Here is a 24058-nt window from a genome sequence, read left to right as displayed (position 1 = left end):
CATCATGCCCCGTCCCGGCGACGGGGACGGGCCCGGTCGGCCCCCGTGCCGCCGACCGGGCCGACCCTGGGTCAGCGCCAGACCACCGCCCGGCTGTGCCAACTCGGCGAGAGGTAGTCCACCTGGCCGACGATCAGGCCCTGGTCGTTCACGTTGATCGCCCGGCTGCCCACCGCGCCGTCCGGCATGGGCAGCAGCTGCGAGGTCGACGACGGGTCGGGCCAGATCATCGCCCGGTCCCCGTGGCCCTCCGTGCCGATCACCAGGCCCGAGTCGTTGACCGCCTGTGCGGTCGGGGAGACGGCGGTGGTGGCCAGCCGGTGCATGGCGGCGCCGTCCCAGAAGAAGGCGGCGAACGCGCCGTCGGCGGTCCAACTGGTGCCCACCACCTGGCCGTGGTCGTTGATGCCGTTCGCCGTGCTGGTGGCGCCGCCGAGGGTGCCGAGCGGCCGGGTCACCCCGTCCTGCCAGACGAACGCCTGGTAGTCGTCGGGCGCCGGGTCGTCCCAGTCCTGCCAGCCGTAGGTGCCCGCGACCAGGCCCGCCTCGTTCACCGCGGTCGCGCTCGCCCCGGGGGGTACGTCAATGGTGATCTCCGTGTTCCCGGTCCGGACGAACGCCCGCCGGCCGGAGAAGCTGTCGGTGACGTGGTAGACACCGACCACCCGGTCACCGGCCGTGTCGTACGCGATGGCGGAGATCCCGCCCGTCAGGCCCAGATCCTGGATCTTCCCGTCCACCCAGGCGACGGCGTGGCTCCGGCCCTCGGCGTCCTGGCTGCTGCCCACGATGCGGCCCTGCTCGTCGATCGCCTCGGCCTGGCTGTTCAGCCCGCCGAGGGTGCCCAGGTCCTCGATCCGGCCGTCCACCCAGCGCACCGCGTGCCAGTACCCGCTGGCCAGCCGGGCCGACCCGGCCACCACTCCCTGCCCGTTGACGTCCGACGCCGAGGTGCTGAGGCCGTCGAGCGCGGGCAGTACGACGATGGTCCGGTCCGCCGTCGGCATCGGGGCCGGTGTGGTCGGCGTCGGCGTGCCGGTGGGCGACGGCGTACCGGTCGGTGACGGTGAGGCGGTCGGCGACGGCGCGCTGGTCGGCGACGGCGACGGCGAGGCGGTCGGTGAGATGGAGGGCGTGGGCCGTGGTGGCCGGATGGTCTTGGTAGGCCGGGGCAGCGGCCCGCCGTCGGCGCGGCTCGCCACCGCCGGTGAGGTGCCGGCCAGCAGCATCCCGAGGACCACGCCCCCCGTGGCCAGTGCCGTACGTGTCCGCATCCGGGCTCTCCCTCGTCAGGACGATAGATTCCCCGAGTTTCGCCCGGTACGGCGCCGATGAATGTGACGAGATCCTTACCGCTGGCGCATGGTTCGACCCCGACCGTGGCCCGGGAGGTCGGGATGCGGCGTACCCGCTATGTTGTGCACGTGCAGGCGACGGCGGCGGAGCAGGTCCGACGGTGATCCATTTTCCCGCGCAACGGCGGGGGCCGCTGGGCGCGCTGAGTCTGCGCCTACTCGCCGCCCTGGGCCTGGTGTTCGCCGTGGTGGCCGTGGTCTGGCTCGACCGGGACGGCTACCGCGACGTCAACGAGGACGGCCTCACCCTCCTCGACTGCTTCTACTACGCGGTGGTCTCGCTCTCCACCACCGGATACGGCGACATCACCCCGGCCGCCCCCTCGGCGCGCCTGGTCAACGTCCTGTTCGTCACCCCCGCCCGGGTGCTCTTCCTGATCATCCTGGTCGGCACCACCCTGGAAGTCCTGACCGAGCAGTACCGGACCGGCCGTCGCCTGTCGCGGTGGAGGAGGACCGTGAAGGACCACGTCATCATCTGCGGCTACGGCACCAAGGGCCGCAGCGCCGTCTCCGCCCTGCTGGAGAACGGCGCGGACAAGTCCCGGATCGTGGTGGTGGAGCGCAGCGGCGCCGCGCTGCGGCAGGCCACCTCGGCCGGGCTGGTCGCGATCGAGGGCTCGGCGACCCGCTCGTCCGTGCTGGAGGAGGCGCACGTCCGGACGGCCAAGGCGGTGATCATCGCGACCGACAGCGACGACGCCTCGGTGCTGGTGGCCCTCACCGTCCGGCAGTTGACGGCCGGCCAGGTCCGGATCATCGCGGCCGTCCGCGAGGCGGAGAACGCGCCGCTGCTCAAGCAGAGCGGGGCGCACCACGTCATCGTCTCCTCGGCGACGGCCGGTCGGCTGCTCGGACTCTCCACCTCCGCGCCGCCCCTGATCGATGTGGTCGAGGACCTGCTCACCCCGGGGCAGGGCATGGCGTTGGCCATGCGTTCGGCCGAGCGCGACGAGGTGGGCAGGTCGCCGCGCGAGCTGGACTCGCTGGTCATCGCGCTGGTCCGGCGGGGCAAGGTGGTCACGCTGAACGACAGGGCCGGCGCGGTGATCGAGACCGGCGACATGCTGGTCCACGTCCGCGACGACCGGCCGACGACCAGCGCGTTGCCGTGACTGTCCGTCGCCGAGCGACCATGGCCGTTCGGCACGGTGGTGAGCTGCGGGTCGGACATCGAAGAATCGACCGCTCGGATCTTTAATTCTTTCTCAAGGCTTGCTACCGTCAGGCCGCTTGGAATTGCCAATGGGCGCGGTGCCCGATCTGTCGCCGGCGCCTCCTGATTGGCTGCGACACGGGGGATCCACTGTCACGCGAGGCCACGCGCCTCGAATCTCGTCGTCAGCTTGTGCGGCACCCCGTCACATCGGCAATTTCGAGTGCCTCGATAACCGAACGACGGGAAAACTAGTGGCTGAAGAGGCAAACATCGCACGAAGCCGACGGCGGCGGGTGGCCGGAATCCTGGCTGCCGGTCTCGCCCTCGGTGGTGCGGCGGCTGTCGCGCCGGGCACGGCCGGTCAGGCCGCCCCGGCCGGCGGGACGTCCGACACGGCGACCGTCCGGGCCGACCGGTTGGCCAAGCTGCCGCACTTCCAGGCGGGGAACTTCACCCCGCCCACCCCGGGCCTGAAAGGCCCGCTGTTCCAGTCGACCACGACCAGCGCGACCCCGCGGGTCGTCGGGGGCACCACCGTCAGCGCCTCGCAGTACCCGTGGATCGTCGGCGTCGTCACCTACCTGGACAACAACGCCGGCTACTACTGGTGCACCGGCACCGTCATCGCCCCCAACAAGATCCTGACGGCCGCGCACTGCACCGGGGACGGGCCGGGTACGACCCGGGTCGTCGCCGGGCACGACCGGCTGTTCGACGACAACAAGAACCTCATCACCAACGTCGGCTACATCGCCGAGGTCGGTTCCACCTGGACCCACCAGGGCTGGAACATCGCCGCCCAGTACGACGGCACCGCCAACACGATTCTCGACGACGTCTCCGTGCTGACGCTGAAGACGAACCTGCCTTCGGCGTACACCCCGGTCACCCTGGCCGGGCAGGGCGAGGCCGCGTACGCGGTCAACGACATGGCGGACGCCATCGGGTACGGCCAAGCCTACGAGACCGGGCCTGACGGAATTCCCGTGGTGGTGGAGGACAGTAAGCTCCGCAAGGCTTCGGTGCCGATCCGGTCCGATGCCGACTGCGCCGCCGACGCCGCCACCGACTCGATCGGATACGACGCCGGCCGGATGCTCTGCGCCGGAACCGGCGGCGGCACGATGCAGTCGCCGGCCCCCGACACCTGCCTCGGTGACTCCGGTGGTCCGCTGCTGGTGAACGGCAAGCAGGTCGGCATCACCGACTGGGGTCACGGCGACTACTGCAGTGAGCACCCGGGCTTCTACGAGGAGATCAACTACTACTCCAACGCGATCAAGGCGGACCTCACCCGTCCGCCGCTGGTCAACTCGGACTGGACCGGCGACGGCCACACCGACCTGATGTCCCGGGACGGAAGCGGCAACCTGTGGCTGCACGTGGGCACCGGGTTCGAGAACGACGGGTTGAACGGCTTCTGGGACTCCCGGGTCATCAACAAGGGTTGGGGCAGCTTCAAGCGCGTCTTCCGGGTCTACAACTGGAACGGCGACAAGAAGCCGTCGATCATGGCGGTCAACACCCTCGGCGAGCTGTACATCTACAACACCGACGGCAAGGGCAACTTCCTCGGCGGCGCCAAGAAGATCGGCACCGGCTGGGGCAACTTCACCGCCCTGATGGTGACCAACAACTGGCTGGGCAACAACCTGCCGAGCCTGATGGTCCGCAAGTCCAACGGCGAGCTCTGGCGCTACACCAGCAACGGTGCGGGCGGCTGGCTCAACCCGGCGGGCACCCGGATCGGCACCGGCTGGAACGGGTTCAACCTGTTCCTCACCCCGGGTGCCTGGAAGGGTGACGGGCTGGAGGTCATCATCGGTCGTACCTCCACCGGCTACCTGCGGCTGTACCAGACGGACGGCAAGGGTGGCTGGACCAACCCGGCCGGCACCCAGATCGGCAGCGGCTGGGGCGGCTTCAAGAACATCATCACGCCGGGCGACTGGAACGGCGACAACATGATGGACATGCTCGGGGTCGACAGCAGCTACCGGGTGCGGATGTACACCACGGACGGCAAGGGCAACTGGATCAACGCCAGTGGCAAGGTCATCTCCACCGGCATCTATGTCTGGAACGGCAGCAGCTGGACCATCGTCGGCTGGAACACCATGAACCTGGTCTTCTGATCGGGCTGACGTACCACGTCTGAACGGAAAGGGCCCGCGACCTCACGGTCGCGGGCCCTTTCGCTGTCGCCGTCCAGCTACATGATGGTCCAGGTGTCGCCGCTGGCGAGCAGGCCGGCGAGTTGCTGTTCCGGGGTTTGGTCGACCTTGGCCTTGGCGGTGGTGACCTGTTCCTGCACGACGGTGTCGTAGGAGGGTCGGGTGACGTTGCGGAATACGCCGATGGGGGTGTTGCGCAGGTCGAGCCCGGGCAGGCGGGACAGGGCGAACGCGTAGGCGGGGTCGGTGACGGTGGCGTCGTGCACGACGATGTCCTGGGCGGGGGTGGCCGCGGTGTCGCGGACTTCGAGGCCGAACCCGCCCGGCGGGTGGACTACGCAGTACTGGCCGTCGGCGCCGAACGTGATCGGCTGGCCGTGTTCCAGCCGGATCAGGTAGTCGTCCCGGGTGGCGGGTTCTTTCAACTGGTCGAAGGCGCCGTCGTTGAAGATGTTGCAGTTCTGGTAGATCTCCACGAACGCCGACCCCTGGTGCGCGGCGGCCGCGCGTAGCACCGACTGGAGGTGTTTGCGGTCGGAGTCGATGGTGCGGGCGACGAAGGTGGCTTCCGCGCCGAGGGCGAGGGACAGGGGGTTGAAGGGGGCGTCCGCGGACCCGACCGGCGTCGACTTGGTGATCTTCCCGATCTCCGAGGTGGGGGAGTACTGGCCCTTGGTGAGGCCGTAGATGCGGTTGTTGAACAGCAGGATTTTGAGGTTGACGTTGCGGCGTAGGGCGTGGATGAGGTGGTTGCCGCCGATGGACAGGGCATCGCCGTCGCCGGTGACGACCCACACGGACAGGTCCGGTCGGGTGACCGACAGGCCGGTGGCGATGGCGGGGGCGCGGCCGTGGATGGAGTGCATCCCGTAGGTGTTCATGTAGTACGGGAACCGTGACGAGCAGCCGATCCCGGAGATGAAGACGATGTTCTCCCGAGGGATGCCGAGTTCGGGCATGAAGCCCTGGACGGCGGCCAGGATGGCGTAGTCGCCGCAGCCGGGGCACCAGCGCACTTCCTGGTCGGACTTGAAGTCCTTCGCGGTCAGCTTCACCGGGACGGGGTTAGACATTCTTCACGACCTCTTCCAGCATGGTCTCCAGCTCGGCGGCGGTGAACGGCAGACCGCGGACCTGGTTGTAGCCGATCGCGTCGACCAGGTACTTCGCCCGGATCACGTGGGCGAGCTGACCGAGGTTCATCTCCGGGATGACCACCCGGTCGTAGGCGCGCAGCACCTCGCCCAGGTTGGCCGGCATCGGGGCCAGGTGGCGCAGGTGCGCCTGGGCGATCTTCAAACCACGCTGCCGCAGCCCCCGGCAGGCCGCGCCGATCGGCCCGTAGGTGGACCCCCACCCGAGCACGAGAACCTTCGCGTCACCGTCGGGGTCCTCCACCTCCACGTCGGGGACGGGGATGGTGTCGATCCGGGCGGCGCGGGTGCGGACCATCAGGTCGTGGTTGGCCGGGTCGTAGGAGATGTCGCCGGTCTTGTCCGCCTTCTCCAGGCCACCGATGCGGTGCTCCAACCCTGGGGTGCCCGGGATCGCCCACGGGCGGGCGAGGGTCTCCGGGTCCCGCAGATACGGCAGGAAGGTGGTCCCGTCCTCCCCGTTCGGCGCGGTGGCGAACTGCACCCGCAGGTCGGGCAGGGACTCGATGTCCGGCAGTAGCCACGGCTCCGAGCCGTTGGCGACGTAGTTGTCCGACAGCAGGATCACCGGGGTGCGGTAGGTCAGCGCGATCCGGGCGGCTTCCAGGGCCGCGTAGAAGCAGTCCGCCGGCGACTTCGGCGCGACCACCGCGACCGGAGCCTCGCCGTGCCGGCCGTACAGGGCCATGTTCAGATCCGCCTGCTCGGTCTTGGTCGGCATGCCGGTGGACGGGCCGGCCCGCTGCACATCCACGATCACCAGCGGCAACTCCAGAGCCACCGCAAGCGAGATCGTCTCACCCTTCAACGCCACACCCGGACCACTCGTCGTGGTGACGCCGAGCGAGCCGCCGTACGAGGCGCCGAGCGCCGCGCCGACCGCCGCGATCTCGTCCTCGGCCTGCATGGTGATCACGCCGAACTTCTTGTGCTTGCTCAGCTCGTGCAGGATGTCCGAGGCGGGAGTGATCGGGTAGGCCCCGAGGAAGACCGGCAACCCGGAGCGGACGCCCGCGGCCACCAGGCCCAGCGAGAGCGCCGCGTTGCCGGTGATGTTCCGGTAGGTGCCCGGCAGCATCTTCGCCGGCTTCACCTCGTACCGCACCGAGAAGTCCTCGGTGGTCTCGCCGAAGTTCCAGCCGGCCCGGAAGGCGGCCACGTTCGCCGCGACCAGCTCGGGGCGGGCGGCGAACTTGCGCTCCAGGAACCGCAGCGTCGACTCGTACGGGCGGGAGTACATCCACGACAGCAGACCGAGCGCGAACATGTTCTTGGCCCGTTCGGCGTCCTTCTTGGACACCGCGTGCTCGGCCAGCGCGCCGATCGTCATCGAGGTCAGCGCGGCCGGGTGCACCACGTACCCGTCGAGCGAGCCGTCCTCCAGCGGGCTGGTGGTGTAGCCCACCTTGGCCAGGTTCCGCTTGGTGAACTCGTCGGTGTTGACGATGATGTCCGCCCCGCGCGGCAGGTCCGCCAGGTTCGCCTTCAACGCCGCCGGGTTCATCGCCACCAGCACGTTCGGCGCGTCGCCGGGGGTCAGGATGTCGTAGTCGGCGAAGTGCACCTGGAAACTCGACACACCCGGCAGGGTCCCGGCGGGGGCGCGGATCTCCGCCGGGAAGTTCGGCAACGTGGAGATGTCGTTGCCCAACTGGGCCGTCTCCGACGTGAACCGGTCACCGGTGAGCTGCATCCCGTCGCCGGAGTCACCGGCGAACCGGATGACGACCCGGTCCAGCTGACGGATCTGCTTGGTCACGCCCGCACCTCGCTTCGCTCAGCGCCGTCGCAGGGGCGGCTGAACATGTTGGTGACCTCGCCTTGCCCGGCCACGTGCCCTCCTCGACGCGCTGCTGCCGCCGGCCGTCCGTCGCCGGCCCGGCCCGCTCCGTTTCTCACGTCAGAGCCTACGTCGGACCCTTAGGGCAACCTTGGTGGAGGTCCGACGTATGAGACCTGATCGGGCCGCCGTATGCCCGATTTTGCGGCGTTTAGTACCCCGGCCCGTAATCCAGATCACCGTGTGCCCGAGGAGGGCCTCAGAGGGGTCACCCGCCGGCGTTCGGCTCGGTCATCCGTCGGCGTAGGGAGATGGTCGCCAGGACCAGGGCGAGCACCACCAGCAGCCCGGAGAGCACGATCACGATGACCGCGATCTGCTGCATCGAGCTGACCCCGTCCGCGCCGGCCTGCTGCTCGGCGGCGAGGACGCCCTGGGAGCCGATCGGGGCGGGCGTGCCAGCCGCCGGGGCCAGCGCCGCGGCGGCGGTGATCCGGAAGCTCATCTGTACCTGCCGGTCCCGGCCGCTGCGCGGGTCCAGCCGGCCGACCACCGCGCCGGCCAGCGGGGCGCGCCGCTGCGCCTCCGGGGTGGCGGTCACCGGCAGCCGTACGGCAGTGGTGCGTCCAGCCGGCAGGGTGCCGAGGTCGCAGCGGGTGCGGTCCGGGGCCACGGCGGTGCAGCCGGCCGGCGGCGCGGTGGCGGTCACACCTTCGGGGAAGACCACGTCGACCCGGCCGGCGGCGTCGACCTTGCCGGTGTTGCCGAGGCGTACGGTCAGCGCGGTCGGCGCGCCGCTGATGTCGAAGGCCACCTCGTCGGCGCGGAGTGAGATGCCGGGGACCGGAGGGCCGGGCGGGAAGAGGACGGCGAAGCCCTCGTCGTCGGTGGCCGAGCCGGTCACGCCCGGGGCGGTGGCGGTCACCCGGACCGACCCGCTCAGCGGCATGGACTTCCACGCCGTACCGGCCACCCGGATCCGGATCTCGCTGCTGAACCGGGTGCCCGGCGCCGCGCTCCACTCGCCGCAGCGGTAGCTGCCACCACCGGCGGAGGCGCAGCCCGGTGTCCCGGCGTCGGTCAGGCCGGCCGGCAACCTGTAGCCGAGGCGGATCCGCTCGGCCGTGCCGCCGGTGTTCGTCACGGTCACCCGCAGCGTGTCCACCGTGCGGTCCGCGTTCCAGTAGGCCGGGGTGAGCGAGACATCCTCGGTGCTGACCCGTACCCCGAGTTGACCGCCGGCCGGCCGGCCCGGCTGGGCCGGCGGGACCACCGGCGGCGGAGCGGGTGCGGTGGTGGTGGGTGCGGCGGTCGTGGGCACCGGGTTGCCCGGAGCCGTGGTCGTCGGCGCCGGTTCGGTGGTCGGCGGTGCCGGCGGCGTGGTCTCCGGGGGCGGGCTCTGGGTCGGCGGCGCGGTGGTCGGCTCCTTCGCGGTCGGGTCCACCGTCGGCGTGGCGCCGGTGGGATCGGTGCCCGGCTCGGTCGCGGGGTCGGTGGCCGCGCGGACCACGCCGGTCACCGACGGCGAGGCCGTCGCCCATCCGGGCGCGACCGCCATCGCCGCCACGAGGCCGGCGGCGAGCGCGGGACCGACCAGCACGGCGGTACGTCGGTGTGCGACCCGCCGGGCGGGGCGTACGCGGGGGCCGGCCATCTGTCCTCCGTGACGCTCAGTGAGATCTCATTATTTGGCAACAGTTGCCTTCGGGCACTAGTCCCATTAGGAAACAAATCCGTAACGTGTCTGGGACGCTCCGGCGGCCGGGGACGGTAGGCTGCCGACCGTGACCGGTTACCTCGGCTCGTACGCCACGCTCGGTCTCCTGCTGCTCGCCGCCGTCCTCTTCTTCGTTACGGCGTTCTCAGCCAATCGGGTGTTACGCCCTGGCCGTCCGGCCGATCCCTGGGGCAAACGGTCCACCTATGAGTGCGGTCTCGACCCGGTCGGCGGCGACTGGGCGCAGATGCAGATCCGGTACTACGTCTACGCGTACCTGTACGTGCTCTTCGCGGTCGAGGCGGTCTTCCTCTTCCCCTGGGCGCTGGTCTTCGACCGGCCCGGGTTCGGCGTGACCACCGTCGTCGAGATGGCGGTCTTCGTCGCCGTGGTGGCGCTCGGCATCCTCTACGCCTGGCGCAAGAACATCCTCCGCTGGACCTGACGACGGCTCCAGGCCGCTGCGCGGCGTCAGACCGACCTCCATCCGGTCCGGAGCGCCGCCCAGCGGCGCGGAGACCGAACCATGGCCGCCGGGCGCGCTGGAGCTGTCGCGGTCAGGCCAGGCCGCGGCGGGTCAGCGTCGGCGGCCGGTCGCCCTTGATCGAGGCCACCATGTCGAGCGCCCGGCGGGTCTCGCGTACCTGGTGGGCGCGGAACACCCGAGCGCCGAGCCAGGCCGACACGGCGGTGGCCGCGAGGGTGCCCTCCAGCCGGTCCGGTACCGGCAGGTCGAGGGTCTCGCCGATGAAGTCCTTGTTCGAGAGGGCGACCAGCAGCGGCCAGCCGGTGTCGGTGAGCTCCGCGAGCCGCCGGGTGATCTCCAGCGAGTGGCGGGTGTTCTTGCCGAAGTCGTGTGCCGGGTCGATCAGGATCCCGTCCCGGCGTACGCCGAGGGCGACCGCGCGGTCGGCGAGCCCGGTCACCGTCGCGACCACGTCGGCCACCACGTCGTCGAAGGCCGCCCGGTGCGGCCGGGTCCGCGGGGTGAGCCCGCCCGCGTGCGAGCAGACCAGGCCCGCGCCGGTCGCCGCGGCGACCCGGGCCAGCGCCGGATCCGCCCCCGACCAGGTGTCGTTGAGCAGGTCGGCCCCGGCGGCCACCGCCTCCACCGCCACCTCGGCCCGCCAGGTGTCGATCGAGATGACCACGTCGGGGAAGGCGGCCCGGACCGCGGCGATGGTGTCCACCGTCCGGCGGATCTCCTCGGCCACGTCGACCTCGTCGCCCGGCCCGGCCTTCACGCCGCCGATGTCGATGATCTCCGCGCCCTCGGTCACCGCCCGCTCCACCGCGCGCAGCGCGCTGTCCTGCGCGAAGGTGGCGCCCCGGTCGAAGAACGAGTCCGGCGTGCGGTTGACGATCGCCATCACCACCAGCTCACCGGGGGCGAAGGTCCGCCCACCGAGCCGCAGCTCCGCCGCCATGCCCGCCCTCCTGATCTCCGACCCTCCGCCGGCCGCCCCCGACGCTATCCCGTCCCGCCCCGACCGGCCCGGGCGGTACGCCCGGATTCGAAACATGATCGGAGCGGGTGGAGGGCTCGCTCCGCGCCGCCCCGCATGCCACGATCTCCCCATGGGTGAGGTTCTGCTCCTCTTGGTCGTGGCGCTGACCGTCGCGGCGGTGGTCTTCGGGGTGACCGTCCTGGTCTCCGGGCGCGATCCGGGCCTGGTGCCGGCCGAGCCGGACGGGCGGGCCGTGCCCCTGCCGGGTGGCCGGCCGCTGGACGAGTCGGACGTCGCCGAGGTGCGCTTCGACACGGCGCTGCGCGGCTACCGGATGGCCCAGGTCGACCAGGCGATGCGCCGAGCCGCGTACGACATCGGCTACAAGTCCGAGCTGATCGGCGTGCTCGAGGCCGAGGTCGCCGCGCTCCGCGCGGGCCGGACCGAGGAGGCCGACGCGCTGCGCCGGGCCCGGGAGGAGTCCGCCGGCACGAGCCAGTCCGTCGATGCCCCGGCCGCCGACGCTCCCGCCGTCGAGGGGCTGACCGCCGAGGCCGGGCTGGCCGCCGCGCCGGCCGCCGCCGCCGTGGAGGACGAGACCCCCCTGCCGACCAACCTGGTCGCCCGGCCCGCGCCGGCCGGTCCGGAGGCTCCGGTCGCCCCGGTGGCGGCGCCGGTGGACGCGACCGCCGAACCCGAGCCGCCCCTGCGGCCCGCCGCGGACCCGACCGCCGCCGGCGGTGGGGCGGACGCCGGACCCGTCGCCGACGCCGGCCCCACCGTGATCGGCGCGCCGGCCGGCGAGGGCACCACCGGTGGCGACGCCGACCCGGGCGAGGACGGTGAGCGGACGCGAGGTGCGGTGGTCCGGTCGGAGTCCGCGTGACCGGCCCGGAGGGCGCCGAAGACTTCGCCGAGGCGGCCCAGCCCGGCGCCGCCGAGGTCACCGCGACGGTGGTGGTCAACGCCCCGGCCGAGCGGGTGTTCGCGGCGCTGACCGCGTGGGAGCGGCAGTCCGACTGGATCCCGCTCACCACCGTCCGGGTGGTCGAGGGGGACGGCGGCGAGGGGAGCCTCGTCGAGGCGGTCACCGCGCTCGGCCCGGCCGCGATCCGGGACGAGATGCGGGTGGTCCGGGTGGACGCCCCGTACGAGGTCGGCGTGGTGCACTGCGGCCGGTTGCTGCGCGGCCCGGGCGTGCTGCGCTGCACCCCGATGGCCCGGGACCGGACCCAGGTGGTCTGGCACGAGTGGTTCCACCTGCCCGGCGGGACGGCCGGCCGGGTGGCCTGGCCGGTGCTCTGGCCCGGCTCCAAGTTCAGCCTGACCCAGGCGCTGAAGAAGTTCGCCCGGCTGGTGGAGCAGGGCCGGCTGCCCTGAGCCCCCGGTGGCGGCCGGTTGTCGGTGGGCTGGCCTACCGTGTACGCCGTGACTGACCTGGTGACCGGCGCCGACGGGCTGGCCCGCTGCGCCTGGGGGGCGAGCACCCCGGACTATGCCGTCTACCACGACGAGGAGTGGGGCCGGCCGCTGCGCGGCGACGACGCGCTCTACGAGCGGCTGACCCTGGAGGCGTTCCAGTCCGGGCTGTCCTGGCTGACCATCCTGCGCAAGCGGCCCGCCTTCCGGCTCGCCTTCGACGAGTTCCGCATCGACAAGGTGGCCGGCTACGGAGAGGCCGACGTCGCCCGGTTGCTGGCCGACACCGGCATCGTCCGCAACCGGGCCAAGGTCGAGGCGGCCATCGCCAACGCCCGGGCCGCCCTGGAGCTGCCCGACGGCCTCTCCGCGCTGTTGTGGTCGTACGCGCCGCCGCCCCGGGCGGCCCGGCCCCGGTCGTTCGCCGAGGTGCCGGCGGTCACCCCGGAGTCCACCGCGATGGCCAAGGCGCTCAAGAAGCAGGGCTTCCGCTTCGTCGGCCCGACCACGGCGTACGCGCTGATGCAGGCCACCGGCATGGTGGACGACCACCTCGCCGGCTGCCACGTGGCGCGGACTCCGGCCGGGGCGTGACCCGGGCGGCGTCCGGCGGACGCGCCGGCACCGGCACCGCCCCGGCGTGATGGGATGGCAACCATGACCGACACCGAGCTGCGTACGAGCGGGACGACCGGCGGCGACACCACGTCCGCCGCCTGGGCCGTGCTGCTGCCGGCCGAGCGGTACGAGGCCGAGCGGCTGGTCCACCACGACACGCTGGAGCTGACCGGGCTGGACGGCGCCGCCCGGCCCCGGCCCGGTGACCCGGTCGCGGTGCTGGTCGACGAGCCGCTCCGGCTGGTGGCCCTCGGCCGGGTGGCGCTGGCCACCGCCGAGACCCGGGAGGACCCGGACGACCCGCAGTCCGAGGCGGGCCCGGGGGCGCTCGTGGTGACGTACACCCGGCGCGTGCTCGACGAGCCGGTGGCGGTCGACGGGCTGGCCCTCGACGGGCCGCTGACCGGGCTCGACCCGGCCGTCTGGCGCGAGCTGGCCGCCCGGCTCGGCCCGCCACCGGCCCGCCGGTCCTGGTTGGTCAGCCTCGACCTGCCGATCGAGGCGGCCTCGCCGGCCGAGGCGGTCCGGCTCTTCTGGGCGTACGTGCAGGAGCTGGGCCCCCGGGAGTTGCCCGCCTTCGTCTCGCCCTCCGGCGACGAGCTGGCCATGCAGGCGTTCGTGCTCGGGGTGGAGGCCAACCAGGATCCGGAAGAGGACGACTGACCCGTCCCGGCCCGGTTACCGTGCCGGAGACAGGGCCGGTGCCGGCCGGCCCCACGAGGGGGTCGGATGCGCTTCCAGGACAGGGTCGTGTTCATCACCGGCGGGGCGTCCGGGCTCGGTGAGGCGGCGGCCCGGCGGTTCGCGGCCGAGGGCGCGAAGGTGGTGGTCGCGGACATCGACGCCGAGGGCGCCGAGCGGGTGGCCGCGAGCCTGCCCGACGGGTACGCGCTGACCGTGGACACCGGGGAGGCGGACTCCGTCGAGGCGGCCTTCGCCGACGCCGGGCAGCGGTACGGCCGGATCGACGTCATCTTCAACAACGCCGGCATCGACGGCAGGCAGCAGCCGCTGCACGAGATGGACGTGGCGAACTGGGAGAAGGTCCGCCGGGTCAACGGGGACGGGGTCTTCTTCGTCCTCCGCTACGGCATCCAGGCGCTGCTGCGCGGCGGCGGGGGCGCGGTCGTGAACACCTCGTCGACCACCGGGCTGGCCGCCCAGGAGAACATCTCCCCGTACACCTTCACCAAGGCCGGGATCATCGGCCTGACCCGGTCTGCGGCGATCGAGTACGCGGCACGCGGCATCCGGGTCAACGCGGTGGCCCCGACCGTGGTGATGACCCCGCTGGTGGCGCACTTCATCGACAGCGCGCCGGACCCGGCGCAGATGCGCCGGCAGATGGAGTCGTTCAACCCGATGCCCGGCATCCCCACCCCGGACGACGTCGCCGGCGTGGTGGCCTTCCTCGCCTCCGACGACGCCGCCTGGATCACCGGCCACACCATCCCCGTCGACGGCGGCTACGTCGCCCGCTGACCACCCGCGCCGGCCAGGCGTAGGCCCTCGTTCACGGAAACAGTGGCCGTCCGACGCGGAATGGCCACTGTCTCCGGGAAATTGCGCGGATCGTGGGCGCGGCGCGCCCGGACGTCGGGGTCAGCGGCCCTCGAAGACGGGCTTCTGCTTGTTGACGAAGGCCATCGTCGCGGCCTTGTGGTCGGCGGTGGCCCCGCAGATCGACTGGGCCTGGGCCTCCGCGGCCAGGGCGTCGGCCAGGGTGCCGGCGTCGGCGATGGAGAGCTGCCGCTTGATCGCCCCGTACGCGACGGTCGGGCCGGCGGCGAGCCGGGCGGCCAGCTCCTGCGCGGCCGGCAGCACCTGCTCGTCGTCGTCCACCAGCCTGGTGAGCAGGCCCAGCCGGCAGGCCTCCTCGGCGCCCACCGGCTCGGCGAGCATCAGCAGCTCGACGGCCTTGGCGTGGCCGACCAGCCGGGGCAGCGTCCAGGAGGCGCCGGTGTCGGCGGCGAGCCCGACGCCGGCGAAGGCCATCAGGAACCGGGTCTTCGGCCCGCCGATCCGGAAGTCGGCGAGGAACGCCAGCGAGGCGCCGGCCCCGGCGGCCATGCCCCGGACCGCGGCGATCACCGGCTTGGGCAGGTTGGCCAGCCGGGCGGCGATCGGGTTGTAGTGGGCCCGTACGGTCGCGAGGGGATCGGCGTCGGCGGACTCGAGGGTCTGCACGTGCTCCCGCAGGTCCTGCCCGGCGCAGAACGATCCGCCGGCGCCGGCCAGCACGATCGCCCGGCAGGACCGGTCGGTCTCCAGCTCCGCCAGGGTGTCCCGGAGCGCCTCCTTGAGCGGCACGTCGAGCGAGTTCATCGCCGTCGGGCGGTTCAGCGTCAGGGTGACGACGGCGTCGGTGCGGTCGACGAGCAGCGGCTCGGTCACGTTCTAACGACCCTTCTGTCGGGCGAGGCGGTGGCTGGCGTCGAGGCACTGCTCGACGTACCGGTCGGCGGCCGGCCGGAGCCGGGCCGCGTGCCGGTCGAAGAAACTGGCCGCGCTGGTGCCCGGCCAGCGCTCGGGGAGCAGCGCCGGGGGCAGCTGCGGGTCCTGGAAGAGGAAGGTACGCCACGCGTGCACCAGCCGGAACCGGGCCGCGTACGCCTCCTCGTCGCTGCTGCGCACGGTCACGCCGGACAGGAGCGGCTTCTGCTCGGCGACGAACCGCTCGTACGCCCGGCCGATCTCGGCCAGGTCCCAGGCGCGGCGGACCACGCCCATCGCGCCGGGGGTGCCGGCGGTGTGCGCGGCGGTGAACCGCTCGTAGCGCACGCCCGCCTCGGCGAGCAGCGTGTCCACGTCCTCGCCCGGCCGGGTCGCCACCCAGGTGCAGTCGTCGAGCGTGCCGTAACCGAGGAAGGTCAGGTTGGCGGCGAGCCGCTGCCGGTCCCGGCGGGCGGCCGGGGCCTCCAGCACCAGCAGATCGAACCGCCCGTCCCAGCTGTGCCGGCCGGTGCGGTAGATCCGGGCGGCCGCCTCGTCGAGTCGGCGGGCCGCCTTTGGTGTGATCGAATACCCGGGTCCGGAGACGAGGCGGAGGGGTTCGAGCCAGCCCTGGCGGACCATCCGGGAGACGGCGGTGCGTACCGCCGGAGGGGCGATCCCGAGCGGCGCCAGCAGCTTGACCAGGGCGGCGACCGGTGCGCGTCCACCCCTAGCGCGGAGGTGGTCGCCGTACAGGTCGAAGAGTGCCGACCGTGCCTGCATGACCGCACATTGTGACAGGCCTATCCAAGATAAGCTAGATGCTGTTACATCAATGCTGCTTCGGTTTGGGTCCGGCGGTGTTCATCAGGGAAAATCGTTGGTCGAGGCCCCCGCGGTGGTTGCGGGTGGTCATGGCGAAGTGGCTGTGGGGCAACCCACCGACCCTGGTGTAGGTCTGAGGGGAGACAACATGGCGGCGATGAAGCCGCGGACGGGCGACGGTCCGCTGGAAGTCACCAAGGAGGGCCGGGGCATCGTCATGCGGGTCCCGCTGGAGGGTGGTGGCCGGCTCGTCGTCGAGATGACTCCCGACGAGGCCACCGCGCTGGGTGACGCGCTGAAGGCGGCCGCCGGCTGATCGAGGAGCGGTCCGCGCGGCGCGCGTCGCGCGTACGGTTCGTCCTTCCCTGAGCCACCGGCCGTGCCGGTGGCTCAGGGCCTTCACGGGTACGCCCGTGGCGAATTGTCCTGCTTTGACAACTTCTCGGAGGTGCGGTCCAGCGTGCTGGCCATCCGTCTGGTGAGCGAGCCCGCGCGGCTCGACACCCTCGTCCTGCCCGTACGTCGCGAAGGGTCGGACGCGCCGGCCACGCTGGTCCCCACCGCCTCGCCGCCCACCGAGGAGGTCCGCGCCGAGGCGACCGCGCTGATCCCCGCCGCCCGGCTGACCGGGGACGCGGGCGAGGCGCGGGAACACCTGCGCCCGGGTGGCACCCCCGAGCGGCTGGTGCTGCTCGGCGTCGGCGACGGCGACGAGCAGGGCTGGCGGAGCGCGGGGGCGGCGCTGGCCCGGGCCGCCCGGGATGAGACGCACGTCACGGTGGTGCTGCCGGACGACGGGGCGGTGGCGCTGCGCGGCCTGGCCGAGGGGCTGCTGCTGGGGTCGTACCGGTTCCGGCTGACCGAGGCCGGCGACGCGCCCGCCCTGGCCGAGGTGGACCTCGTGGTGAGCGACCCGGACGGGCTCGCCCCCACCCTGGACGCGGCGCGGACCACCGCGGCGATGACCCGGCTGGCCCGCGACCTCACCAACACCCCCTCCTCGGTGAAGAACCCGGCGTGGTTCGCCGCCCAGGTCGAGGCCGCCGCCACCGGCCACCCCGACCTGCACCTGCGGGTACGCGGACCCGAGGAGCTGGCGGCCGAGGGCTTCGGCGGCATCCTCGCCGTCGGCGGCGGCTCCGCCAGCGGGCCGCGGCTGGTCGAGCTGGACTGGCGACCGGCGGATGCGCGTACCCACGTGGTGCTGGTCGGTAAGGGCATCACCTTCGACACCGGCGGCATCTCGATCAAGCCGGTGCCGGCGATGAAGCTGATGCGCAAGGACATGGCCGGCGCGGCCGCGGTGGTCGCCGCGACCCTGGGCGCCGCCGCGCTGCGGCTGCCGGTCCGGGTCACCACGCTCGCGCCGCTCGCCGAGAACATGGTCAGCGGCTCGGCGTACCGCCCCGGCGACGTCGTCCGCCACTACGGCGGCCTGACCAGCGAGAGCACCAACTCCGACGCGGAGGGCCGCCTGGTGCTCGCCGACGCCATGGCGTACGCGGTGCACGAGCTCCAGCCCGACCTGCTGGTCGACCTGGCCACCCTGACCGGCGCGAACGCGGTGGCGCTGGGCAAGCGGCACGCCGCGCTCTACAGCGAGAACGACCAGCTCGCCGCCGATCTGCTCGCGGCGATCGACGAGGCCGGTGAGCGGGCCTGGCGGATGCCGCTGCCCGCCGACTACGTCGAGTACCTCGGCAGCGACATCGCCGACCTGCACAGCTCCCCGGCCCGGGGCGCCGGCTCGGTGGTGGCCGCGCTCTTCCTGCGCGAGTTCACCGGCGAGCTGCGGGACCGCTGGGTGCACGTGGACATGTCCGCCCCCTCCTGGTCCGACGACACGCACGCGGAGCTGACCAAGGGCGCGACCGGCTGGGGCGTACGCGGGCTGCTGCGCTGGCTGGCGACGCTGGGCTGACCGCGCGGTGCTGACCCCGCGGCGTCGGCGCGGGGTCAGCCCTTGACGGCGGCGAGCAGGCCGTGCCCGACCGGGAGCAGCGCGGGGATCCAGTGCTCCGACTCCCGGACCGCCTTGATCGTCTCCCGCACGGTGACCGTCTCCACATCGCGGGCGGCCGGATCGCCGATCCGGCCGCCGGCCAGGGCGCCGTTGAGCGCCAGCACCCCGCCCGGCCGCAGCAGCCGCAGCGCGGCATCCACGCAGGCGGTGAAGCCGGTCGCCTCGGCGTCGACGAAGACCAGGTCGTAGGCGCCGTCCGCGAGCCGCGGCAGCACGTCGAGGGCCCGGCCCGTGATGATCCGGGTACGCCCCGAGGGGAAGCCCGCCTCCAGGAAGATCCGCCGGGCGATGCGCTGGTGCTCCACCTCCACGTCGATGGTGGTGAGCACCCCGTCGGGGCGCATGCCGCGCAGCAGCCACACGCCGCTGACCCCGGTGCCGGTGCCGATCTCCACCACCGCCCGGGCGTTGCCGGCGGCGGCGAGCAGCCGCAGCGCGGCCCCGGCCCCCGGGGTGACGGCGTCCACGCCGACCTCGAGGGCGAGGCTGCGGGCCGTCCGCAGCACGAGGTCCTCGGTGACGTACGACTCGGCGAACTGGAGCGCCTGGGCCATCGAGTTGCCGGAACTGGCGACCGTGGCGATGGGACACCTCCGGGCGGCGGGAGTGGTGCGAGGGGTCGGTTGGCGGTATGAGCCTAGAGGCGGGGCCGGACGCGCGCAGCCGCGAGTCCGCCCCGGAGACGATCACGGCGGCCAACCCCTGACTGCACCCGTGGCATCCGTGCAATCCTGGACGGTGTCCCGGGTGTCACGGTCGACCGGCTCCACCGGCGTCCGGCCGGGGACACGCGGGACGGAGTGGGAGGCACCGACGTGACGGACGGCTGGGACTGGCGCCAGCCCGGCGGGAGCCCGGCACCGGCGGGACGGCCGGCGCCCGGTGGCCCGCCGCAGGGCGCCGGCGGCGGCAGCTCGCCCTGGTGGTCCGACGCGCTCGCCGACCCGTGGCGGGATCCGTACGCCCCCGCCGCGGTGGTGGTGCCGGCGGCCCCGGCCACCGGTGGCGGCGAGCCGGAGGCGGTCTCCGACCCGGACGCCCCGGGCCGGCCGAAGCTGCGGCAGGTGGTGTTGATCTCGCTGATCACCGCGCTGCTCGCCGGCTCGCTCGGCAGCGCCCTGACGTACGCCTTCCTGCGCGGCGGGAGCCAGGTCCCCACCCTCGGCGCGCAGTCGGCGCAGGCCCCGGCGCTCGCCCAGCGCAAGCCCGAGTCACTGGCCGGCGTCGCGGAGAAGGTGCTGCCCAGCGTGGTGACCGTCCGGGTCTACAGCCTCGGCGGCACCAGCGAGGGTTCCGGCTTCGTGGTGAGCGCCGACGGGCACATCGTCACCAACGACCACGTGGTCTCCGGCGGCCCCGGCAAGGCCACGGTGATGTTCAACGACGGCAGCACCGCCCCGGGCACCGTGGTGGGGCAGGACCCGGAGTCGGACATCGCGGTGATCAAGGTGGCGCGTACCGGGCTGAAGCCGGTGGAGTTCGGCGACTCGGACGCGCTCGCCGTCGGCGACCCGGTGCTCGCCATCGGCTCGCCGCTCTCCCTGGCGAACACGGTCACCGCCGGCATCGTCAGCGCCCTGGACCGGACCATGCAGGCCGGTGAGCCGGGCGGCCCGACGCGCTACTACGCGGCGATCCAGACGGACGCGGCGGTCAACCACGGCAACTCCGGCGGCCCGCTGGTCGACGGCGCCGGCCGGGTGGTCGGGGTGAACTCGACGATCAAGTCGCTGGTCGCCGACGGGCAGGAGGCCGGCAACATCGGGCTCGCCTTCGCCATCCCGATCAACCAGGCCAAACGGGTCACCCAGGACATCATCGGCACCGGCAGGGCCCGGCGTACGGTGATCGGCGCGCAGGTGGGCAGCACCGGCGCGGCCAGCGGCACCGGCGTACGCCTCAACTCGGTGGAACCGGCCGGCCCGGCGGCCGCCGCGGGGCTCAAGGCCGGTGACGTGGTGCTGCGGCTGGACGGGCACCCGTTGACCGAGCCCACCGATCTGGTCGCCCTGGTCCGCAAGTACGCACCCGGCTCAGTGGTGACGGTCGAGTACCGGCGGGGTTCGGACCGGCAGAGCGCCTCCGTGACGCTTGCCGCAGACGCGAAGTGAGCCACCCTCACCCCCTCCCGGACCGCGCCCTGACGTGCGTAGTCTGGGCCTGACACGCACGAGGAGGCCGGAGTGCTCGACAACCTGAACTGGTGGGAGATCGGCGCGCTGCTGCTTCTGGCGCTGCTGATCTTCGGCGACCGGCTGCCCACCGTCATCAACGACGGTCTGCGGATGGTCCGCAACCTGCGCGCCATGGCCCGCAACGCCACCGGCGACCTCAGCCGGGAGCTGGGCACCGACATCCAGCTGGAGGATCTGCACCCGAAGGCGTTCATCCGGAAGCACCTGCTCAGCGAGGAGGACGAGCAGGCCATCCGGAAGCCGCTGCAGAGCATGTACGACAACATCCGCCAGGACGTCTCCGGCGTGCACGAGGACCTGAAGGACGTCGCCAAGGCGGCCGACCTGCGTACCAACGGCACCCGCCCGGCCACCGCCACCGGCGGCGCCACCGCCCCGGCCCCCCGCCCCAGCTACGACGACGCCACCTGACCTGGCGCCCCTCGCGCCCTCCGCCCCGGGCGCAGATACACGGAAAGAGTGGCCATCCCGCGCGGGATGGCCACTCTTTCCGTGTATCTGGGGGGATCTTGAGCGGGGCGGAGGCGCTCCCGGGTCAGCGGCCGGCGGGCTTGAGGCCCAGCGGCTTGCCGAGCAGGGACTCGCGGCGCACCGCGAGGCGGTCGGCCACCTGGACCAGCGCCTTCGCGGCCGGGGCCTCCGGCTGGGCCAGCACGATCGGGGTGCCGGCGTCGCCGCCCTCACGGACCCGGGTGTCCAGCGGGATCTGCCCCAGCACCGGCACCTGCGCGCCGATGGTCCGGGTCAGCGACTCGGCGACGGCCTCGCCACCGCCCGCGCCGAAGACCTCCATCCGGGAGCCGTCCGGCAGCTCCAGCCAGGACATGTTCTCGATCACGCCGACCACCCGCTGGTGGGTCTGCAGGGCGATCGCGCCGGCCCGCTCGGCCACCTCGGCGGCGGCCGCCTGCGGGGTGGTGACGACCAGGATCTCCGCGTTCGGCAGCAGCTGGGCCACCGAGATCGCGATGTCCCCGGTGCCCGGGGGCAGGTCCAGCAGGAGGACGTCCAGGTCGCCCCAGTAGACGTCGGCGAGGAACTGCTGCAGCGCCCGGTGCAGCATCGGGCCGCGCCAGACGACGGCCGCGTTGCCCGGGGTGAACATGCCGATCGAGATGACCTTCACGCCGTGCGCCTGCGGCGGCATGATCATGTCCTCGACCCGGGTCGGGGCGCCCTCCGCGCCGAGCATCCGGGGCACCGAGTGGCCGTAGATGTCCGCGTCGACCACGCCGACCGAGAGGCCGCGGGCGGCCAGCGCGGCGGCCAGGTTGACCGTGACGCTGGACTTGCCGACGCCGCCCTTGCCGCTGGCGACCGCGTACACCCGGGTGCGGGAGCCGGGCTGGGCGAACGGGATCACCGGCTCGGCCGTGGCCGTGCCGCCGCGCAGCTTCGCCTGCAGCTCCTGGCGCTGCTCCGGGCTCATCACGCCGAACTCGATCTCGACGCCGGTCACCCCGGGCACCGCGCCCACGGCGGCGGTGATGTCGGTCCGCAGCTTGTCCCGCAGCGGGCAGCCGGCCACGGTGAGCAGCAGCTCCACCCGGACGACGCCGTCGTCGCCCGCCTCGGCGGAACGGACCATGCCGAGCTCGGTGATCGGCCGACGGATCTCCGGGTCGTTGACGGTGGCCAGGGCGGCCTGGATCGCGTCGGAGACGGTGCTGACGGGTGCTGACATGCCCGCAATGCTACGTCGGTGGTCATCGGCGGTCGCCGCTGGCGGGGGGCGGTGTGAGCGAATCGATGGCCCGACCAGGGGGTGGACGAGCCGTGGCGCGAAGTGGGACGATCGAGACGAACGCCGCTCGCCTGGCCCCTTGAGGCGCGCGGCGTTCAATACGTTCCGGCCCGGTCTCAGCCCTCGAAGCGCCCGTCGCGGGCGTAGTCGCCGTCCAGGTCGTCGCGGGGCTCGTCGAGCGGCTCGCCGCCGGCCTGCCGGCGCGCCTCCCGGTGCTGCTGCTTCCGCTCCAGCTTCCGCCGGCGCTCCGCCGCCTCGTCCAGCTCCTCGGCCAGCCGGGCCAGCTCGGAGCGGAGGAAGTCCCGGGTGGCCACCTCGCCCATGGCGATCCGCAGCGCGGCGATCTCCCGGGCCAGGTACTCCGTGTCGGCCTTCTGCAGGGTGGCCCGCCGACGGTCCTCCTCCAGCGCCACCCGGTCCCGGTCGGCCTGCCGGTTCTGCGCGAGCAGGATCAGCGGGGCCGCGTACGACGCCTGCAGGGAGAGCACCAGGGTCAGGAAGGTGAAGGTGTACGGGTCGAACCGCAGGTTCGCCGGGGCGAGGGTGTTCCAGAGGAACCAGGCGGTGAGGAACAGGGTCATGTAGACGAGGAAGTTCGCCGTACCCATGCCTCGGGCGATGCCCTCGGCCACCCGGCCGAAGGTCTCCTGGTCGATCCGCGGGAGGCGGAAACCCCGCGGTGCGCGCGGCTGGTCGAGCCGCTCGGTCCGCCGCTGGTCAACCATCGGTGCCGGCCTCCTGGTCGGCGGCGGGGGCGCTCACCATGGCGTCCCTCTCGCGCCAGTCGGGGGGCAGCGAGTGGTCCAGCACGTCGTCCACGGTCACCGCGCCGACCAGCCGGTTGCTCCGGTCCACCACCGGCATGGCGACCAGGTCGTACGTGGCCATCCGCCGGGTGATCTCGGGCAGCGGGGTGGTCGGCCGGAGCGGGTCGATGTCGTTGACCACGATGCCGCCGAGCAGGTCGGCCGGCGGCTCCCGGAGCAGCCGCTGGAAGTGGACCATGCCCAGGTAGCGGCCGGTCGGCGTGGTGAGCGGGGCGCGCGCCACGAAGACCTGCGCGGCCACCGCCGGGGAGAGCTGCGGCTCCCGGATGCGCGCGAGGGCCTCGGCCACCGTGGCGTCCGGCGGCAGGATCACCGGCTCGGAGGTCATCACGCTGCCGGCGGTGCCGGAGGCGTAGCGGAGGAGCTGGCGTACCGGGCTGGCCTCGTCCGGCTCCATCAGGTCGAGCAGCACGTCCTGCTCGGGCGGCGGCAGCTCGTTGAGCAGGTCGGCGGCGTCGTCCGGGTCCATCTCCTCCAGCACGTCGGCGGCGCGCTCCCGGTCTAGCGCGGCCAGGATCTCCACCTGGTCGTGCTCGGGGAGCTCGCTGAGCACGTCGGCGAGGCGCTCGTCGTCCAGCGCCGCCGCGACCTCGTTCCGGCGGGCGTCGGGCAGGTCCTGGAGGGCGTTGGCCAGGTCGGCCGGGCGCATGTCCTCCAGCACGGCGAGCAGGTTGGCCGTACCGCGGGCGTCGGCGATGCCGCCGAGGCCGCGTACCCGGTCCCATTCGACCTGGTGCAGGTGGCCGCGGCGGGCGAGCCGGCTGGTCTGCTCGCGGACGGCGACCCTGGTCAGCGACCACTCGCCGCCGCGGCTGCACTCCATCGCCACGTCGACCACCGAACCCGCCTGCCCGCTGTCCAGCTGGACCCGCCGGTCCAGCAGCTCCTGGAGCACCAGCACCTCGTTGGGGCGCTTCTCGAACCGGCGCAGGTTGAGGGTGCCGCTGCCGAGCACGACGGCGTCCGGGTCGATGGAGGTGATCCGGTTGATGGAGAGGAAGATGCGCCGGCGCATCGGCATCTCGGCGACCAGACCCACCACCTCCGGCGGGCGCTGGGTCTGCCGCATCCGGGCGACCGCGTCCCGGACCCGGCCCACCTGGTCGCCGTTCGGGTCGAAGACGGCGACTCCGGCGAGTCGAGCGATGTAGACCCGGTTCGGCGTGCTCACGGGCACCAGCCTAAGG

The 24058-nt window shown here is 72.9% G+C and carries 23 protein-coding genes; 12 read left to right on the top strand and 11 right to left on the bottom strand.

Annotated features, from left to right (window positions below; genetic code table 11):
- Positions 1–71: 71 nt before the first annotated feature.
- Positions 72–1274, bottom strand: coding sequence for a hypothetical protein (locus ACGFI9_RS07265; RefSeq protein WP_393175946.1), 1203 nt, complete (start codon positions 1272–1274; stop codon positions 72–74).
- Positions 1275–1456: 182 nt separating this feature from the next.
- Here ACGFI9_RS07265 and ACGFI9_RS07260 point away from each other — a divergent pair, with 182 nt between their 5' ends.
- Together ACGFI9_RS07260 and ACGFI9_RS07255 are read left to right on the top strand one after the other, a co-directional pair.
- Positions 1457–2470 carry a potassium channel family protein gene (locus ACGFI9_RS07260; protein WP_393175944.1) on the top strand — a complete coding sequence of 338 codons (1014 nt, stop codon included), beginning with the start codon at positions 1457–1459 and terminating at the stop codon, positions 2468–2470.
- Between the two features lie 337 nt (positions 2471–2807).
- Positions 2808–4649 (top strand): trypsin-like serine protease, encoded by a 1842-nt coding sequence (locus ACGFI9_RS07255; protein ID WP_393175942.1) that lies wholly within the window; start codon positions 2808–2810, stop codon positions 4647–4649.
- A 77-nt stretch (positions 4650–4726) separates the two neighbouring features.
- Here ACGFI9_RS07255 and ACGFI9_RS07250 read toward each other — a convergent pair whose 3' ends face one another.
- The 3 genes from ACGFI9_RS07250 to ACGFI9_RS07240 form a co-directional block, all read right to left on the bottom strand.
- Positions 4727–5761, bottom strand: a complete 1035-nt coding sequence (locus tag ACGFI9_RS07250; protein ID WP_393175940.1) for a 2-oxoacid:ferredoxin oxidoreductase subunit beta — start codon at positions 5759–5761, stop codon at positions 4727–4729.
- Positions 5754–7601: a 2-oxoacid:acceptor oxidoreductase subunit alpha gene (locus ACGFI9_RS07245; protein ID WP_393175938.1), complete on the bottom strand. Its 1848-nt coding sequence runs from the start codon at positions 7599–7601 to the stop codon at positions 5754–5756. The genes ACGFI9_RS07250 and ACGFI9_RS07245 overlap by 8 nt, the downstream gene beginning before the upstream one ends.
- A gap of 289 nt (positions 7602–7890) precedes the next feature.
- Entirely contained in the window at positions 7891–9276 is a 1386-nt protein-coding gene (locus tag ACGFI9_RS07240) for a hypothetical protein (protein WP_393175936.1), read from the bottom strand.
- A 130-nt stretch (positions 9277–9406) separates the two neighbouring features.
- Here ACGFI9_RS07240 and ndhC point away from each other — a divergent pair, with 130 nt between their 5' ends.
- Positions 9407–9784, top strand: coding sequence for an NADH-quinone oxidoreductase subunit A (ndhC, locus tag ACGFI9_RS07235; protein WP_393175934.1), 378 nt, complete (start codon positions 9407–9409; stop codon positions 9782–9784).
- A 112-nt stretch (positions 9785–9896) separates the two neighbouring features.
- On the opposite strand, the gene folP is transcribed toward ndhC, so the two are convergent.
- Entirely contained in the window at positions 9897–10766 is an 870-nt protein-coding gene (gene folP, locus ACGFI9_RS07230) for a dihydropteroate synthase (protein WP_393175932.1), read from the bottom strand.
- Between the two features lie 151 nt (positions 10767–10917).
- Here folP and ACGFI9_RS07225 point away from each other — a divergent pair, with 151 nt between their 5' ends.
- The 5 genes from ACGFI9_RS07225 (at position 10918) to ACGFI9_RS07205 (ending at position 14306) form a co-directional block, all read left to right on the top strand.
- Positions 10918–11673, top strand: coding sequence for a DivIVA domain-containing protein (locus ACGFI9_RS07225; RefSeq protein ID WP_393175930.1), 756 nt, complete (start codon positions 10918–10920; stop codon positions 11671–11673).
- Positions 11670–12167, top strand: coding sequence for an SRPBCC family protein (locus ACGFI9_RS07220; RefSeq protein WP_393175928.1), 498 nt, complete (start codon positions 11670–11672; stop codon positions 12165–12167). Before ACGFI9_RS07225 ends, ACGFI9_RS07220 begins: the two co-directional genes overlap by 4 nt.
- Before the next feature lie 48 nt (positions 12168–12215).
- Positions 12216–12800, top strand: a complete 585-nt coding sequence (locus ACGFI9_RS07215; protein ID WP_393175926.1) for a DNA-3-methyladenine glycosylase I — start codon at positions 12216–12218, stop codon at positions 12798–12800.
- A gap of 63 nt (positions 12801–12863) precedes the next feature.
- A complete protein-coding gene (locus ACGFI9_RS07210; protein ID WP_393175924.1) occupies positions 12864–13487 on the top strand; it encodes a hypothetical protein in 624 nt (207 codons plus the stop codon).
- Between the two features lie 66 nt (positions 13488–13553).
- On the top strand, positions 13554–14306 hold the full coding sequence (locus ACGFI9_RS07205; protein WP_393175922.1) for an SDR family NAD(P)-dependent oxidoreductase: 753 nt from the start codon (positions 13554–13556) through the stop codon (positions 14304–14306).
- 120 nt (positions 14307–14426) lie between these two features.
- Here the strand turns inward: ACGFI9_RS07205 and ACGFI9_RS07200 are convergent, their stop codons facing one another.
- On the bottom strand, positions 14427–15218 hold the full coding sequence (locus ACGFI9_RS07200) for an enoyl-CoA hydratase/isomerase family protein (protein WP_393175920.1): 792 nt from the start codon (positions 15216–15218) through the stop codon (positions 14427–14429).
- Positions 15219–15221: 3 nt separating this feature from the next.
- Positions 15222–16040: a PaaX family transcriptional regulator C-terminal domain-containing protein gene (locus ACGFI9_RS07195; RefSeq protein WP_393175918.1), complete on the bottom strand. Its 819-nt coding sequence runs from the start codon at positions 16038–16040 to the stop codon at positions 15222–15224.
- Between the two features lie 190 nt (positions 16041–16230).
- On the opposite strand from ACGFI9_RS07195, the gene ACGFI9_RS07190 reads away from it, so the two are divergent.
- Complete coding sequence (locus ACGFI9_RS07190) at positions 16231–16398, top strand: DUF3117 domain-containing protein (protein ID WP_013283866.1); 168 nt, start codon at positions 16231–16233, stop codon at positions 16396–16398.
- A gap of 144 nt (positions 16399–16542) precedes the next feature.
- Positions 16543–18003, top strand: a complete 1461-nt coding sequence (locus tag ACGFI9_RS07185; RefSeq protein ID WP_393175916.1) for a leucyl aminopeptidase family protein — start codon at positions 16543–16545, stop codon at positions 18001–18003.
- A 35-nt stretch (positions 18004–18038) separates the two neighbouring features.
- On the opposite strand, the gene ACGFI9_RS07180 is transcribed toward ACGFI9_RS07185, so the two are convergent.
- Positions 18039–18659, bottom strand: a complete 621-nt coding sequence (locus ACGFI9_RS07180) for an O-methyltransferase (RefSeq protein WP_393175914.1) — start codon at positions 18657–18659, stop codon at positions 18039–18041.
- 246 nt (positions 18660–18905) lie between these two features.
- On the opposite strand from ACGFI9_RS07180, the gene ACGFI9_RS07175 reads away from it, so the two are divergent.
- Positions 18906–20216 carry a S1C family serine protease gene (locus tag ACGFI9_RS07175; protein WP_393175912.1) on the top strand — a complete coding sequence of 437 codons (1311 nt, stop codon included), beginning with the start codon at positions 18906–18908 and terminating at the stop codon, positions 20214–20216.
- Between the two features lie 72 nt (positions 20217–20288).
- Entirely contained in the window at positions 20289–20711 is a 423-nt protein-coding gene (locus ACGFI9_RS07170) for a preprotein translocase subunit TatB (protein WP_393175910.1), read from the top strand.
- 124 nt (positions 20712–20835) lie between these two features.
- Here ACGFI9_RS07170 and ACGFI9_RS07165 read toward each other — a convergent pair whose 3' ends face one another.
- From ACGFI9_RS07165 to ACGFI9_RS07155, 3 genes are all read right to left on the bottom strand, one after another.
- A complete protein-coding gene (locus tag ACGFI9_RS07165; protein WP_393175908.1) occupies positions 20836–21984 on the bottom strand; it encodes an Mrp/NBP35 family ATP-binding protein in 1149 nt (382 codons plus the stop codon).
- Between the two features lie 176 nt (positions 21985–22160).
- Positions 22161–22769 (bottom strand): DUF1003 domain-containing protein, encoded by a 609-nt coding sequence (locus ACGFI9_RS07160; RefSeq protein WP_393175906.1) that lies wholly within the window; start codon positions 22767–22769, stop codon positions 22161–22163.
- On the bottom strand, positions 22762–24042 hold the full coding sequence (locus ACGFI9_RS07155) for a magnesium transporter MgtE N-terminal domain-containing protein (RefSeq protein ID WP_393175904.1): 1281 nt from the start codon (positions 24040–24042) through the stop codon (positions 22762–22764). Before ACGFI9_RS07155 ends, ACGFI9_RS07160 begins: the two co-directional genes overlap by 8 nt.
- Positions 24043–24058 lie beyond the last annotated feature (16 nt).

Source organism: Micromonospora sp. NPDC048930, assembly GCF_043197935.1.
Taxonomy (GTDB): Bacteria; Actinomycetota; Actinomycetes; order Mycobacteriales; family Micromonosporaceae; genus Micromonospora.
Note: the sequence above shows the minus strand (reverse complement) of the source record. Positions and strands in the feature narration are given on the sequence as shown.